This window comes from Arhodomonas sp. AD133, assembly GCF_051195215.1.
In the GTDB taxonomy this organism is placed as follows: domain Bacteria; phylum Pseudomonadota; class Gammaproteobacteria; order Nitrococcales; family Nitrococcaceae; genus Arhodomonas.
On sequence record NZ_JBNAZM010000015.1, the window covers coordinates 1 to 14,811 of the forward strand.

The 14,811-nt window shown below is 55.1% G+C and carries 12 protein-coding genes; 3 read left to right on the top strand and 9 right to left on the bottom strand.

Translation table 11 applies throughout. From position 1 onward, the window contains the following. The first annotated feature begins 82 nt into the window (after nt 1-82). Entirely contained in the window at nt 83-781 is a 699-nt protein-coding gene (locus ACPEES_RS10635; protein WP_435103544.1) for a transposase, read from the top strand. 336 nt (nt 782-1,117) lie between these two features. On the opposite strand, the gene ACPEES_RS10640 is transcribed toward ACPEES_RS10635, so the two are convergent. Together ACPEES_RS10640 and ACPEES_RS10645 are read right to left on the bottom strand one after the other, a co-directional pair. Further along, nucleotides 1,118-2,998 carry a hypothetical protein gene (locus ACPEES_RS10640; protein WP_435103457.1) on the bottom strand — a complete coding sequence of 627 codons (1,881 nt, stop codon included), beginning with the start codon at nt 2,996-2,998 and terminating at the stop codon, nt 1,118-1,120. Nucleotides 2,999-3,160: 162 nt separating this feature from the next. Next, nucleotides 3,161-4,234: a glycosyltransferase gene (locus ACPEES_RS10645; protein ID WP_435103458.1), complete on the bottom strand. Its 1,074-nt coding sequence runs from the start codon at nt 4,232-4,234 to the stop codon at nt 3,161-3,163. A gap of 250 nt (nt 4,235-4,484) precedes the next feature. On the opposite strand from ACPEES_RS10645, the gene ACPEES_RS10650 reads away from it, so the two are divergent. After that, nucleotides 4,485-5,195, top strand: a complete 711-nt coding sequence (locus tag ACPEES_RS10650) for a phosphoadenylyl-sulfate reductase (protein WP_435103459.1) — start codon at nt 4,485-4,487, stop codon at nt 5,193-5,195. Further along, nucleotides 5,192-6,109 (top strand): NAD-dependent epimerase/dehydratase family protein, encoded by a 918-nt coding sequence (locus ACPEES_RS10655; RefSeq protein WP_435103460.1) that lies wholly within the window; start codon nt 5,192-5,194, stop codon nt 6,107-6,109. Before ACPEES_RS10650 ends, ACPEES_RS10655 begins: the two co-directional genes overlap by 4 nt. 71 nt (nt 6,110-6,180) lie before the next feature. On the opposite strand, the gene ACPEES_RS10660 is transcribed toward ACPEES_RS10655, so the two are convergent. The 7 genes from ACPEES_RS10660 to ACPEES_RS10690 form a co-directional block, all read right to left on the bottom strand. Beyond that, nucleotides 6,181-8,310 (bottom strand): glycosyltransferase, encoded by a 2,130-nt coding sequence (locus ACPEES_RS10660; RefSeq protein WP_435103461.1) that lies wholly within the window; start codon nt 8,308-8,310, stop codon nt 6,181-6,183. Beyond that, nucleotides 8,307-9,290, bottom strand: coding sequence for a glycosyltransferase family 2 protein (locus ACPEES_RS10665; RefSeq protein WP_435103462.1), 984 nt, complete (start codon nt 9,288-9,290; stop codon nt 8,307-8,309). The genes ACPEES_RS10660 and ACPEES_RS10665 overlap by 4 nt, the downstream gene beginning before the upstream one ends. Next, nucleotides 9,277-10,167 carry an ABC transporter ATP-binding protein gene (locus ACPEES_RS10670; protein ID WP_435103463.1) on the bottom strand — a complete coding sequence of 297 codons (891 nt, stop codon included), beginning with the start codon at nt 10,165-10,167 and terminating at the stop codon, nt 9,277-9,279. The genes ACPEES_RS10665 and ACPEES_RS10670 overlap by 14 nt, the downstream gene beginning before the upstream one ends. A gap of 7 nt (nt 10,168-10,174) precedes the next feature. Next, entirely contained in the window at nt 10,175-10,960 is a 786-nt protein-coding gene (locus ACPEES_RS10675; RefSeq protein WP_435103464.1) for an ABC transporter permease, read from the bottom strand. A 208-nt stretch (nt 10,961-11,168) separates the two neighbouring features. Beyond that, the gene (locus tag ACPEES_RS10680) at nt 11,169-12,446 is read right to left on the bottom strand and encodes a hypothetical protein (RefSeq protein WP_435103465.1); all 1,278 of its coding nucleotides are present in this window, start codon (nt 12,444-12,446) and stop codon (nt 11,169-11,171) included. A gap of 95 nt (nt 12,447-12,541) precedes the next feature. Then, complete coding sequence (locus tag ACPEES_RS10685; protein WP_435103466.1) at nt 12,542-13,552, bottom strand: NAD-dependent epimerase/dehydratase family protein; 1,011 nt, start codon at nt 13,550-13,552, stop codon at nt 12,542-12,544. After that, nucleotides 13,549-14,745 carry a glycosyltransferase gene (locus ACPEES_RS10690; RefSeq protein ID WP_435103467.1) on the bottom strand — a complete coding sequence of 399 codons (1,197 nt, stop codon included), beginning with the start codon at nt 14,743-14,745 and terminating at the stop codon, nt 13,549-13,551. Before ACPEES_RS10690 ends, ACPEES_RS10685 begins: the two co-directional genes overlap by 4 nt. Nucleotides 14,746-14,811: the final 66 nt, after the last annotated feature.

A 14,811-nucleotide genomic window follows, 5' to 3' on the forward strand; every position in this document is an offset into this window, starting at 1 on the left:
CACGTCCGGTTCGGAAGGCGGGTCGCAGAAACCCAGCCGGTGAAAACCGGCCAGGGCGCTGCGACCCGACCCTTACACCAAGCTGCCCACGATCCAGCGCGGGGTCTATCTCAACCTCTACCAGGTGCTGGATCTGTTCAGCCGCTACCCGGTCGCCTGGATGATCAGCGGCAAGGAGAATGCGGCGTTGGCGCGGCATCTGTTCGAGCACGCCTTCCAGGCCCATGGCATCGAAGCGGGCACGCTGGTGATCCATCAGGACCGCGGCGCACCGATGATTGCCCACAGCTACCGCGACTTTCTCGATGCCTACGGCGTGCGCCGCAGTTACTCCCGACCCCGGGTCTCCAACGACAACCCCTACAGCGAGGCGCAATTCAAGACTCTGAAGTACACGCCCGGCTATCCGGGCCGATTCGATGACATCGACCATGCCCGGGCCTGGATGAGCGGCTTCACCGCCGAGTACAAACACCGGCCCCACGAGGGGCTGGCCTTCTACACACCGGCCGATGTTTTCGAGGGACGGGTGGACGCTGTCCATGCCAGACGACAGGCCGCCATCGATGCCTACTACGCCGAATACCCGCAGCGTTTCCCGAAGGGGCCGCCGGCCGCAAGCCGGCCCCCCAAAAGAGTCTGCATCAACCCGGACGACGGCATCACTTCTCCGGCCGGTGGCCTGCTGACTGATTCGGGCGCCTGTGAGCGCGCCAATCCTCCGGTCAGCACCGCGAACATTGATGAGCAAACCGATCGCTCACTGTCGGATAAAGGTTGACACATTCCGATGGGCTGGATATATACGGAAAAACAGCAAGGTACGGAGCGCCTTGTGCGATGCCGCAGTACCTACAATGACCACGTTATACGGAACGGCCTTTGTCCCAGCAATTGGAAGGAGGAAATGGAACTCGGATGGGCTTATCCTAATTGATAGGGGAATGAGACTGCCGCGGGCACAGGTATTGACCTGTGCCCATAGCCTATTGACGGGATGAGGTTTCAGTCTCCAGACTTAGGTGACTCGACGCCCGCAGAACAGAAGTCATCTGACGATAGCAAGCCTGCGAAGCGCTACCGTTCCGATAGACTCAAGACATATTTGATTTAGCGGTCACTGGTGTGCAGTAGCGCTTTCGATACTCGGCGTGCGTTCGGAAACCTGAGCGGCTTCCCCGGTCACCGCATCATGGCGAGACACGACTTCGGCGGCCAGCTCAAGCGCCCTGCGCAACCGTTTCCCTTTGATGGCACTTTCCAGCGCCATCACCGACGCTACCAGCAGCATGTGCTCGATACTGACATCTGCTCGTACTGCGCCCGCTCGCTGCTTCGCCGCCAGTGTCTCCGTCAGCATATGCCTATGCATTCGCAAGAGCGCAGGCTCACCCCCCAGCGGCTCTATACTCCAGTTAGTCCAGGTCAGGCAGATTGGCTGGTCATGGTCGCCCAAGACCCAATTCGCGCGGTTTGTTAGCGCGGGATTACGCAAGACGAGCGGCAGGTCGGCGATCACGTCACGCACACTTGCCCAGCGCTCCTGCAAGGATGCCAGAGCCGTTTCCTCATCCGGCGAGTCCGCTGCAGCATGCATCTGCCCAAACGCACGGGGACCAAGCCGGTCTGTTGCCAACTGGTGCGTTCGTAGGTACGCCTCCACCAGCTCCTCTCCGGGGGAGAACGCCCACACATCCAGTAACGCCTCGACCTCCAGTGCATTCCACTGTTCGGCGCCCGGACGCCGCCACGCCCCTCCCTTGAACACCAGAAGCCGATTATTTCCCACGAAGGTCTCACCGAGGTAACGGGGAGCGCCGGGAATCTCCTCGGGATACGTCGCGAGCAGATATGCCTCATGCGCCGCGCGCAACGGGTGGCGCTTATAATACTTGACGAAATAGTATTCCGGCTTATTCGTCGTCCAAGCGTCCAGAAAAACAACCCCTGGGACACCGCTATCAACCCAACGGGAATGCAGGTCCGGAACATCCTGACTCAACGCGTTGCTCACTGCCTTTGGCAGCCAGACATTTCGACGTGCCGGCTCCAGCTCATCCGGCACCCCCTCCTGCTCGGGGACATACTGTACAGAAGCGAAAAACAATGCCTGGAGCCGCATTCTGTTGTTCGCGAGATAGCTCAGCCCCCGTAACAGGCTCCCCATCTGCTGCAGCAGCTGCCGCGTGAGGACGATGCTTGCAACTGCCATGAGCGGATGCAGTCCACCGACAGCCATCAATTGCGTCAATAGCAGCGTAAAGAAAACTAGGAAGTTGATTGAGGTCAGAACACCACAGGCGGATCCGAAACGGTTTTCGAAGGCATTGGCCAATACTCTTGAAACCGTGCCGCGCATGGCGAGTAAACCGGCTATCAGCAGGTACTCGGCCACTGCCATCGCAGTGAAGGCCAAGTAAAGAGTGCTATCGAGCACCATACCCAACGCCAAGAACAACGTGACCTGGAATACGGCAGATAGCACTTCGGCCACACGATGGCAGCCCCGATGAGCCAACTCATCTTGATCAGCAAAAACATGTAGCTTACGCGTATCCGCCTGGGCGCGGGCCGCAGCGGCGGCCAATGCCGTGCTAGCCGCCCACCTGCACGCATGAAACAAGCCATAGCTGGCGATAGCTCCCGCAGCAATACCGGCTATGAAGGCATCCTTGTTTGCCGGAGTGACTACAGGGGCGAGAAACGCCGGTACACCAGGTCGTGCTACCAGTAGGAGGATCTTGATCGGGAGCATGAACGCGAGCAGCGTGAACACTTGGCTCGCGGACAGCGCCGCGACACCGAACGCGATCTGCAGTGGTGCGATACGGCACATGGTCCGCGCTAGCTGGTACAGCCAATGCAACTGTTCCCCGGTGATACGGAACAGATTCAGGCGCGTCCCCCCGTGTATATCGACAGACATCTCGTTTACCCAGCTGCGAACCGCACCAGTCGCCGAATAACTGATCGTATCACCCACCCGCAATGCGAGCACTCGACCGCTCCAGCGGGCCCCTACCAGCATTGGTTAGCATGGACTACGCTCCCTTGGCGATCACCCGCCGCCCGTCGAGTAAGGCTCATGGAGCAGCGACCCACACAGACCCGCACGACGCACGACTTGAGCCGCATCACTCCGAGCCACGGGTGCCAGCTATTAACGCTGGCCCCGTACGATCTTCCGCATAAGATCACGAAAATGATCGGCAGAGAAGAGCGCGGCACGAGCTTCGCAGGCCTGTCGCATCCCTCTGACGTCAGACGGCGACAGCTGCTGCACGGCACACACCACATCGTCTATGCTGGGCTCCGCTGGTATCAGCAAGCCCGTCTCCTCGTGAACCACGGTCTCGAGCAGCCCGCCTTCAGCGACCCCGATCACCGGTTTACCCGCCGCCATCGACTCGACGGGTGACATGCCAAAGTCTTCGTCCCTGGGAATATAGACCGTGGCCCGGGCACCGCCGACGAGCGCACGCAACCTTTCACCATCGCACCAGCCGACGAACGTAATATTCGGAGCGTCCGCGGCAAGCCTGCGCACGCGCACCTCGTCGCTACCGCCGGAGGCGACTACCAACCGCTTGTCGGGCATTCTGCGAAAAGCTTCGACCACCAGGTCGACCCGCTTGTATGGCTCCAACCTCGCAGTGGAGAGGTAATAGTCGCCCTCTTCCCGCCACTGGTAACTGTCGACATCGCAGGGCGGATAAACCACCTCGGCGTCTCGCGCCAGATAGCGACGGATACGCGCCCGTACGTTCTCGGAATTTGCCACCAACGTGTCCATCCGGGCCATCGCCGCCTCGAATTGCGGCTGCACATAGCGTATCAGGGCTGCCAGGAACGGCCGCTGCCATGGGGACAACGACTGCATGTAGTACGCCCGCAAGTCGTAGATGAACCGCGGAATCGTATGACAATAGTAGACGTTAAGCGCATTCGGATGATGGCGGACTGCCACAGGTGCAGTCGTTCCGCTATACACAATCCAGTCGTACTCTCCGCCCCGCGCGGGGTGTCTACGAAAGGCACGTAGCCCACTGATGGTCCGCCAAACAGGATGATGCACCGCTGTGCCGAGCTCGGTTAACCCGGTGCCCGTAAGCATCTCGTCCGGAAATGCCGCCACATCGCGAAAGGCGCAATAAAGCTCTGCCCGAAAATCCCGGGCAAGCTGCAGCGTGACCTGTTCTGCACCGCCACGCACGTACAGCGCATCATAGAGCACAGCCCCTCGCCGCTCGCCAGGAGCTATCCGCTGCCCTTTCACCGCCAAGCTATCACCTGAGCTCAACGTATACACCTAAGGCTCCCTCGACACGAAGGGGATCGCTTGCCGACACCGAATACACACCGTACGCGCCGTCGGATGCTCGCCGCAGCAATGGCGGGCGGCGTATTCTAGTCTCCGTGCGACGCGCCTGCTACTATCACGGGCCCTGCCTGGATCAGGAACCGCCCACAGATCGCGAGGACTCATGAACCCACGAGGCCAGGACGCACTGCGCTCCGCGGAAACCAAGGCAGAGTGGATTCTGCAACGCTTCGAGGCGTACAGTGCCGAAGACAAGCGCCTCTTCGCCACGTCTTCGTTTCAAACTCAGAGTCTTCCACTGCTACATATCCTATCGCGTAGCCGAATCGCGGTACCGGTGGTGTTCCTGAACACCGGCTATCTGTTTCCGGAAACGTTACGGTTTCGCGACCAGCTGGTGCAGCGGCTGGGCCTTCAGCTGGTCGACCTCAGGCCGAACCTCCCGAAGTCGGAGCAGCGAACGCCGGACGGCAAGCTGCTGTTTGCAGCGAACCCGGACAAATGCTGCCACATCAATAAGGTCGAGCCGCTTGACCCCTATCTAAGCGCCTACGATGTCTGGATCAGCGGCGTCAGGGCAGATCAGAGCAGTACGAGAGCCGGCTTCGAATTCGAGCAACAGGGGCCGCATGAGACCGTGCGCTTCCACCCGATGCTCGACTGGAACGCACGCGAGGTGCACGCCTACAGAGTGGCGCACGAGCTTCCCGCCCACCCACTTGAGAGTCAGGGCTACCTCAGCATCGGTTGCATGCCCTGCACGATGCCCTACACCGCAACCCTTAATGAACGTGGCGGCCGCTGGAGTGGCCAGTCCAAGACCGAGTGCGGATTGCACACGGAACTCGCATCAACGCAAGAGAACCAGGCATGAAAGTAGTCGTGACCGGCGCAGCCGGCTACATCGGATGGAGTGTCGTCAACGCCCTCATTGACCGCGAAGCGGTCACGGAAGTGGCTGTTTACGACAACTTCTCCCGCCGCAACTACGGCCTGCTGCTTACCGGCAAGCGTCCCGGCTACGAAAAGCTCTCCGTCAACGTGGACGACATCCTGAACTCGCGGGGACTACGCACTGTATTCAGCGGCGCGGACTGCGTATGTCACCTGGCCGCCCTCGCACCTTCGCCATATAGCGACGATCACCCCCACTCGTTCGACCAGGTCAATCACTGGGGCACGGCGGAGGTATGCTACGCCACAGAAGACGAAAACGTCCCCCGTATCGTCTACGTCAGCAGCGGTGCCGTCTATGGCTTTGGCGACAGCCCATTCGATGTGAGCGTCGACCCCATGCCGGCAACAGCGTACGGCACCTCCAAACTTGCGGGAGAGCGGCACGTCGACCGCCTCTCGGATAGCCGCGACGCCGTCATCCTGCGGGCGGGCACCGTCTACGGACTGAACCCAGTCGCACGTTTCGACACGTTCCTGAACCGGTTCGTCCTCGATGCCGCACTAGGCCGGCCGGTACAGGTTCACGGCAGCGGCGAACAATCCCGGCCCGTGATCCACGTCGAGCGTCTTGCCGACGTTATCACCGCCGCAATCCTTGGCGAGGTCGGGACCGGACGCTACGATGCAGTTGACGAGAATGCCACCGTCAACGCAGCCGTGGATGCCCTGCGCAGCCACACGGAGAAGCTGGAGGTCATCCACATGAGCCAACAGGAGCGGTTGCGAGACCTGAAGATGCGGCCGGACACCAAGATACAGAGTGTAAGCGGCACGACCCACGCGGTCGCTTCCGAACTCCCGCAAATGCTCGACCAGGTCGCGTTGAAGTAACGAACCGAAATCCGGCCACATTGTCCCGGTAACGACTACGACACTATCCGGCGCTCACCCGACTCCGTACGTTATTCAAGCAGGTGATCAAGCTCGGACCGACCCCCCACGGTCGCCGAACGCCGCTTGAGCTCGCTGTCATCGGCACGCCAAGTATGCCGACTCTTGTCCCCTTGCCGAAGGGCAGCGAAACCGTAGATGCTCGAGAGATACACGCGTAAGCCAGCAGCTTTGCAGCGTCTCATGAACTCCGTATCCACTGACGCCCGGAGCTGCTCGGAAAAGGGCTCGCGTGTTATTGACTCACGCCGTCCCGAGATAGTGGCCCCACACATGTGAGGGACCTCCTCACAGCCGTACAGGTGCTGCGCGTTCAATGCGCCTCCCCGACGGATTAGCAGGTTTTCCGCTTCGAGGTAAACGAACGCCGTCGGCTTTCCAAAGATATCCGCTTCTACCCCGCGCAGCTCCAGCATCATGTCCGCAACGTAGTGCGGACCATAGAAATCGTCGTCATCCATCTTGAACCAGTAACGGCCGTTCGAACGGCGAATCCCCAGGTTCAGACAGGCGCCAATATTATGCTCCCCATGGACCCGGATCACCTGCACCGCGGGATCCGCACGCAGTGCTTCCAGGCTGTCTTCCTGACCCTCCTCAACGTCCGTGTTCACGAGTACGACCCATTCCTTGTTGGGATAGCTCTGCGCACGGAATACCTGATGCGCCGCTGGAAGATAGTCAGGCCGCTTGGTTGGCGTGATGACGCTTACCGGAGGGAACTCCTCCCAGTCATTATCGATACCGGTCAACCGGCAGATCTCTCTGAGACGGTGTACATAGGTGTGTTCGGACAGAACAATCCGCCTTGCCCACAACGCGGCAAGCTCGGTACCGTGTCTATCCTCCAGCAGCTCTCCGCACAGCTTGGTAATCTCTTTCTCACTGCCAGCGCGCGCCACCACACCTTCCGGCAGGTACGGATTGGGTGAGCCAAGCCACATGACGCGCGCACCACATGCCGCCGCTTCCATCGCCCGCACTGCCTGGGTCAACGGTGAAGACAGCGAGCGTTCCGTCATCAGAACGAGGCGGTACTCCCTGAGTGCCGTAAGCAACCCGCGATAGGAAATATTGCCGAGAATGCTCGACTCCAGGGCAGGCAAGTCATCGAGCTTGTTCGCAACGAAGCGGTATCGCGACTCCACGACGCGCAGACCGTGCTTGATCAACTTTTCGAGGTAACTGAACGATTCGGGCCATTCCAACGCGTCCGCCCAACCATCGAAGAGCACGGATCCCGCCCGGCTACGCGGCCCATCCCCCGCCGGCCGGGCCGGGTTGTGCAATGCCGGCTGCACCGCCGGCGGCAAATGCCGAACGCGGGAATTCTCCACGACAGCACCGTAGTGCTCAGCGCTCTTCGGATCGGCGGCGAAAATGAAATCAAAGTGTTGCGCAACGGGTTCGAACAGTTCGCAATGAGTGTGGTGATGCGTATCCCAAAAACACGCAGGAATGCCCCTCTCTTGGCAAAACGCCACGAGGCGCTGCAACTCCCCGCCTTCACCACCGGCAACCGCTTCCGCCCAATCGCCGTGGCTGAAACGCCAACCCGCCTCAACGATGACAAGATCCGGCCGGTGCTCCGCAAGCTGGGTCTCCCAGGCCTCCGGCTTAAGCGGAAGAAGCTCGGCGTCCCAGTCGAGGCACTCGAACAAATGCTCCGAAACGACACAACCGATCTTTAGCGACGTGCTACGGGTTTCGCGGACGGGGGAATACGCCTTATACGCATCGCACCAGTGCTCCTCGATACCAGGCTGAAGATACCGCCGCGTATTCTCCGGAACCGCCAATCCTGATGGCCCCGCCTCACCATATGGCCCCTCCGCGCGCGAGGAACGCAGGTAATCACGTACAAGCCGATGCAGGTCGACCGGCAGTCGCCTACCCTTACGCCACGGCGACACGAGCGCTTCAACAAGGAGGTTGCCCAAACGGAACGAGACGGACTGGCGCGTAGCGGCCAACTCACCTCGGAGCTTGACGATGAGCTCACGATTTCGCCGATCGAATTCCGCGTTGCCAGTCGAGTCTCCATCACGGGTTTCCGCGGTTCCCTTGTGTTTACCACCCTCGGACGGACGCTCCCCCCCTCGGTTCCACTCGCTCGACGCCGACTGTTCCGTACGCTTCAACGCACACCTCCGCCGCCCCGTGGCAGCCACCGCGCAGCGGCCATGCTCATCTCACTGATACGCGCCCGCAACTTTTCAACCGTACCCCTTCGATCGTATGGGTCGATCGCTCCCGGTCTTCTTTGATACCAACGTCCATACTGCTTCTGAAGCCCGTTAATCTCCGGTGCCAGATAACGAAAATACCGCCGGGAAAGCGCATGTCTCGCTTTCTTCGCTGCCAGATTTGCCCCTGCCGCATAATCGTGATAAATCTTGATGCCTGGCCAATAAAAAATATCCCGCTGTGGGAACATTTTCTGACAGCGGTAGGTCAACTCGGTTCCCTCTCCGCCAAATACCAAAGGGTCGAAACCGCCCACTTCGCGAAACACAGATGCAGGGATCGCCATATTTCCTTCTGTAATCAAAACCGCAGGGACTGGGAACTGACCTAAATCGTAATGCCCCACAAAATCTTCATTCCCCGCGCCCCCCTTTGGTAGAACTCGACCCCGTATAGCCGAAAACTCAAAATTCTTCCAAGCATATTTTAAACTGGTGACATAACCTCTATCGACCAATGCGTCATCATCAATGAACGCGATATATTCACCTCTCGCAAACTCTCCTCCTATATTTCTACCTTCCGATGGAAACACGTTCATCGGTGGCGCAACATGCAACAACCGCCTCGTCTTCAATTCACCCCATACACCTTCATTCCCACCGTTATCAACAAGAACAATTTCAAAATCGGGATCTTCTTGCGCTAGTAGTGAATCAATACACTCAACCAGACCCTGCCTCCCTTTATGCGATACGACAACAAATGTAACCGTAACCGCCACATCCGAACGCCGGTCTGATTGCCAGAGACTATAGTAATCCACCTCCTCCTGATACTTTTCCTTTACAGCCACCGCCCTCTCAAAAAAACCATTACGATAATAATCTAGCGAACGGCGGAACAACTCAAACGAATCATCAACAGTGCTCATTTTTTTTCTCAGAGACTATATTAGCCACCCAACCTTCACCTTCCTGACGCTCCATAGCAAACATTTCGGGATTCGCGCGCCGGTAGGCGTCTGGATTCTTTGAAAAACGCTCATAGGCTGGGACAACTTCCGCCGGACCTCCCTGAAGCACACACCGACCGCGGTCCAACCACATCACCCGATCACACAACTGCCTGACCTGTCCAGTGCTATGCGAGACTATCAACGCACACTTTGCAACTGCGTGAAGATCTTTCATACGCGCAATAGCCTTTTCCTTAAACGCTTTATCCCCGGTCGCCATAACTTCGTCTAGAATCAGTATTTCAGGGCGAACTGCAGTAGCAATTGCGAATCCTAAGCGGCCGCGCATACCACTTGAATAGGTCCGAACCGGTTCATCAATAAAGTCGCCGATATCAGCAAAATCTTCTATTTCGCCCATCCTAGCCCGGATTTCCCTCTTCCTCATGCCCAGCAAAGTCCCACTTACATAGACGTTTTCTCTCCCGCTAAGGTCTTGCTGAAACCCGAGACCTAGCGTCAACAACTGCACGCGCCCATTTACCGAAACACTACCCCGGTCCGGCTTATACACTCTCGAACAAACGAGCGACAGAGTGCTTTTCCCGGATCCATTTCGCCCGATAACCCCTAACGTTTCCCCCTCATAGATCGAAAAACTAACATTTTTCAGCGCCCAGAATTCCGAGGCATTAGAGCGCTGCCTCCGGCGAAGCATATCCAGCAAAGATCGATGTCGCCGGAAACGAAGCCCAACGGAATCAAACTGAACAAGAGGGCAACTCGCAGCCGATGTCGCCTTCCCCGCCTGCTCCGTTCCCACACCTACCTCATTAACTGGTTGCTTACCCATTATTCATCTACAAACGCTTCGGCAAATGCGGAGCCGCGACACGAAAGAACGACAAACCTACTTGTATAACCGCGAGAGTAATGGCAAGCATAATCATCAAACTAGACCAGTCCAACACCTTCCCGTAAAAGAGAACGTCTCTAATCCAAGTTATTATATGCACCATTGGATTAATTTCATAAAGCGCCAACGACCACTCGGGCACCCCTTCGAGACCATATACTCTATCCGGTGAATACAAAACGGGGCTAAGATAGAAACCAAACCTCAACAAATATGTCACCAATTTTCCCGTATCTCGCGAGAACACTTCAAACACAGAAAGAAAAAGCCCTATCGCAAAGGGCACCAAAACCATAACTGGAAGAACCGCTAAGATCGAAAAGCTATGCCAGCCTGCGTCATCCCAATTCCATACAAGAATAATAGACAAACCGATAAGGTAAAAGAAGACCTGAACCACAGGCGAAATGATTACATATACCGTCATAGGCAACGGCGCCTGCTTAATAAGCGCCGCATTCCTTGTTAACGCACCAGTACACAGGTTTACAGATCGCCCAAATGCTTGCCACGTAACTATCCCGCATAGCGCAAAAAGATGGTACCCCTCCCCTCCCCTATCAAAAACTACTTTCACGACAAAATAATAAATCAACATCAAAAACAAGGGGTCAAGTATCCACCATAAAACGCCTAGCCTAGTTGTGGCTACCGTTGTCTTTATGTTTACGTAAAACTGACTCTGCAGCGCGTAACGGCTGCCCCAAAGCTCTTTAACAAACTCAATCATTCCTAATCGCCAGCTCCAATACATCCCGACTTTCGCAATCGCCTGCGGCCCTGCGTTAAAAGCACCTCTAGATTAGCCTTTCTACTAAACGGCAAATCAACATGATAAAGATCAATGACTAAAAAAATTAGCGCCCTACTTAAAATCAGTCGCGGACATCCGTCATCAAAAGCCGACTCTCACATCCACTTTCCGGAACGGTCGCCAGTCAGCGACGAAGAACATATTCTAGAACAATACGCACAAAGTTAAATGGCAGAAGAACGGTATTCTTGCCGGGCTTAGCAATAGCGTTCACAAAAACCTGACCAATTCTAAACGAATACGATTCACGCACGTCGTGCAACTCTTTTTGCAAACGTGACACGTCATTGTATCTAACATCACGCCTAGGACCACTTTCCCGAGCATCAAACTGCTTACGTCCGCTTCCACGTTGCGAATTTTGCTTCTCACTACCCGCCTCTCTAGCAAGTCGCTCGTTCTCTTTCTGCAGCCCCAAATTTTCTCTTCTGAGAAACTCGACCTCGTCATTCAACTCTTTAATCGCATTCAGGTATTTCCCGTTTTCTTGCACAAGAGATTCGGCATCAGACCTCACCGACTCATACGCCGCTTGCATTTCGCTCTGATCCATTTCTTTGGCATGCACTTCCACGTCAAGATCCTCCGAAACGCATCCTATTTTTTCAACCATCCCCTCCCCCTTTTTTCCCGGAAACGCTCGCCACACGGAAAACCCATCGATCATTTCTCGCACGTCCCGCACAACTCCCATCACTTTGTCGCGATCAAAATCAGAGCCGCTGGCATCCGTCAAAACATCATAAAGGTCCCGCACACACCTGTTGCGTATAACCGTACCCTTGCTCCAATAAACCGCCCGATTCCACTCGCTGCGTACTATATGCGCGATGCCCGACGCGACGTCATGAGTTCGAGGCCCATTTAAACCGGAATAATCAGCGAGCTCTCTAGCTAATTCACTTGGACGTGAAAACCAGTCCTCATAGTGCAGAACGAAACAATTTCCACCGCTCCAATACAACGACTCCACAGTTCGCTGCAGCCAAAGCAGCTCATTAACGGCGCTATTTCGATTCGTCTGAGACGCGAGCGAAGCCATAACGTCATTGGGGTTCCGCATCGCGAGGACATAAACAGGTACTATACCTGGTGTATCAAACACACTAGTCCAAAGAGGCATAAAATTCGAAGATCGAGGATCTTTAAAACCCCAAATCCCGGTGCAACCTTTCAGCCTGTCTCTAACTATCCCACGTAGGCGATCCCGCATGCGCTTCGCCGCCTGGGACTCGAGCCATCCTTCTGGTAGCGGCGCTGCCGGATGTCCTCCTAAAGTTGCTAAAAGCTCTTTATGAGCATCCACAATTTCCTTGTCTTCATAGAAACCGCCAGGGTTAGTTCCACTGCCTGGAATCATCTGTGCAGACGTAGACATTCCAAGCGCTTTCAGAACCTGCATGAGCAGAGATGTACCCGATCTTCCCGGGCCCAATACAACAACTACCCTACGCGATTCTGCTAGGTTTCGGCTTGAAATAAGGGAACGTTCGACCGCTACCACGACGTGTCTCCGGCCAGGAAATATGCGACTGTTCGCTCAATACCTTCCTGAAGTTCTATTTCCGCTGACCATCCAAGTAGTCTGCGCGCCTTACGCGTATCGGAAAAATTCCGTCGAACATCGCCAGTACGGAACTTACCGTGCAAAACACGCATATTTCGGCCATACCGTTCCAACGCATTGCCGACCAATTCCGCAACCTCGCTCACGGTTCTTTCATTCCCCGTTGCGATTTGAAACGTCTCCCCATCGACGTTCTCGTGCATTGCGAGCATAATAGCACGCACAAGATCGTCGATATAAATAAAATCTCGCGTTTGCTCACCGTCCCCAAATATCTCACAGACCTCATCATTGAGAGCTTGTCGAACGAACTTTGCCACCACACTGGATTTATGCAAAGAGCCTGGGCCATAAACGTTCCCAAACCTCAGACAAACCGTTCCCACACCAAATGTATGAAAGTATGCTGAACAATACCCCTCACCTGCCAGCTTACTCGCCCCATAGGGCGACGTCGGATGTGGGGCCAACTCCTCATGAATAGGAGGAGTTACCTGTCCTGCAGGTGCTCCCGACGAAGCAAAAACAAACCGTCGTACTCGGTTTATGCGGGCTGCTTCCAATACATTGAATGTCCCAACAACATTGTACTCCATATCCACGCGCGGATCGGCAACCGATGGGGCAACGCCAGTATTCCCCGCAAGATGTATGACACAGGCACAGCCACGGGATGCAGCTATAACAGTATCTCTATCCCTTATGTCACCTTTTATGAGGACAACGCCTTCTTTTCCTACGCAGTTCTCTGACGATTTTCGTTCGAAAGCCGCCACCTTTCCTAAGCGTTCTTCTGACCCAGTTTCTAGATTATCAAGAACGCGAATATTTAAATTAGGCCACGTAGCGCGAACAGCAGCAATCAGCGAGGTTCCAATAAAGCCACATCCGCCCGTCACTAAAATTGATTCTTTTAACATAGACAAAAACCAGCCCTTCACCCAATGATACTGGACAACATTCTTTGCCGATGCATTACCATCTCTTTCTTTATCCCTCTACCTGAACAGACCGTCTTTTCACTATTGCCTACAGATTTAAAAAAATCCATCCAATTTTTACGAAACTGCTCAGGACCATATTGCTTGGCGTCGACCACCGCCTTCTTTCCAAACCGAGCACGTAACGTATCGTCCTCCATCAAGGTCTTAAGAGATTCCCGCAAGTCGCTGGAATCCTCAATTGAATCGACCAAAAGTCCGTTCTCATTTTGGGCGACGAGCTCACGAACGCCAGCACAACAATTCATTCCAACCGTAGGAACTCCACATGACATCGCCTCCAATGTCGAAAGGGAAAAATTCTCCTCCAACGAGGTAATCACGTGAATGTGTGCCTGTGCGTACTTCTCATATATATGATCAACTTCTCCATGGAAAAACACGTTGTCATCTAGCGCTCGCTCTTCTATAAAATCCATAACTTTATCTGCATAGCCTCCCTGCCATGATGACGGTATGGTACCGAACACGTCGATAACCCAGCGATCATGCAGCTCTTTTAGCTGGGAAAACGCCTCAAGAAAAAACAAAAGATTTTTGTTCGCTTTCATCCCCCCAATAAATATTACACGATACAACCCATCGCCACCTGGTATCCCTACGTTAGCTACAAGGTTATGACGCTCATATGAATTAAAAAACACGGAAACCTTGGCCTGAATGTCGGAAGGGACGGAGTCAACAAACTCATGCCTCGTGAACCTTATACGTGAAGCACAGGAGAGAGCGATTTCTCGTTCCCATCTTGCACCTGTTTCAGATAGTTTCGTGCCAACTCGCCAGTTTCGAATAATACGATCCGGAGTTGTGCATTCTTGCAATGTGATGGACACATCCTTCGGGCAACTTCGCAAATACTTGAACAAGCGTCGGTTAAAATAAAATATTTGACATATGTCTAACTCCAACTCCTCCAAGACCTTACGAAGCCGCACTTCCCATCCTTTGCCTACGGAGTACGGTATTTGCCCCACAGCGGCATCGATTGTATACGCTGGCGGACGACCCGTTTCTTTATAGGCAACCCAAACCTCGTGCCCTTCATCCGCCAACTCGTTACATAATCGTGCAGCAACTCGTTCCGCGCCACCTTTTCCTGCCGCTAATGAATCGCACATGATACAGATACGCATAAATCAAAACCTCAAGACAGAAACGAATCCCAAAGAATACAATCACTATAAATTATCATTGATACT

Bases quoted from the DNA above. Each gene is read 5' to 3' on its own strand.
- ACPEES_RS10665 (WP_435103462.1), bottom strand. From the start codon at position 9,290: ATGAGCACTGTTGATGATTCGTTTGAGTTGTTCCGCCGTTCGCTAGAT.
- ACPEES_RS10670 (WP_435103463.1), bottom strand. From the start codon at position 10,167: ATGGGTAAGCAACCAGTTAATGAGGTAGGTGTGGGAACGGAGCAGGCG.
- ACPEES_RS10680 (WP_435103465.1), bottom strand. From the start codon at position 12,446: ATGCAGGTTCTGAAAGCGCTTGGAATGTCTACGTCTGCACAGATGATT.
- ACPEES_RS10650 (WP_435103459.1), top strand. From the start codon at position 4,485: ATGAACCCACGAGGCCAGGACGCACTGCGCTCCGCGGAAACCAAGGCA.
- ACPEES_RS10655 (WP_435103460.1), top strand. From the start codon at position 5,192: ATGAAAGTAGTCGTGACCGGCGCAGCCGGCTACATCGGATGGAGTGTC.
- ACPEES_RS10675 (WP_435103464.1), bottom strand. From the start codon at position 10,960: ATGATTGAGTTTGTTAAAGAGCTTTGGGGCAGCCGTTACGCGCTGCAG.
- ACPEES_RS10690 (WP_435103467.1), bottom strand. From the start codon at position 14,745: ATGCGTATCTGTATCATGTGCGATTCATTAGCGGCAGGAAAAGGTGGC.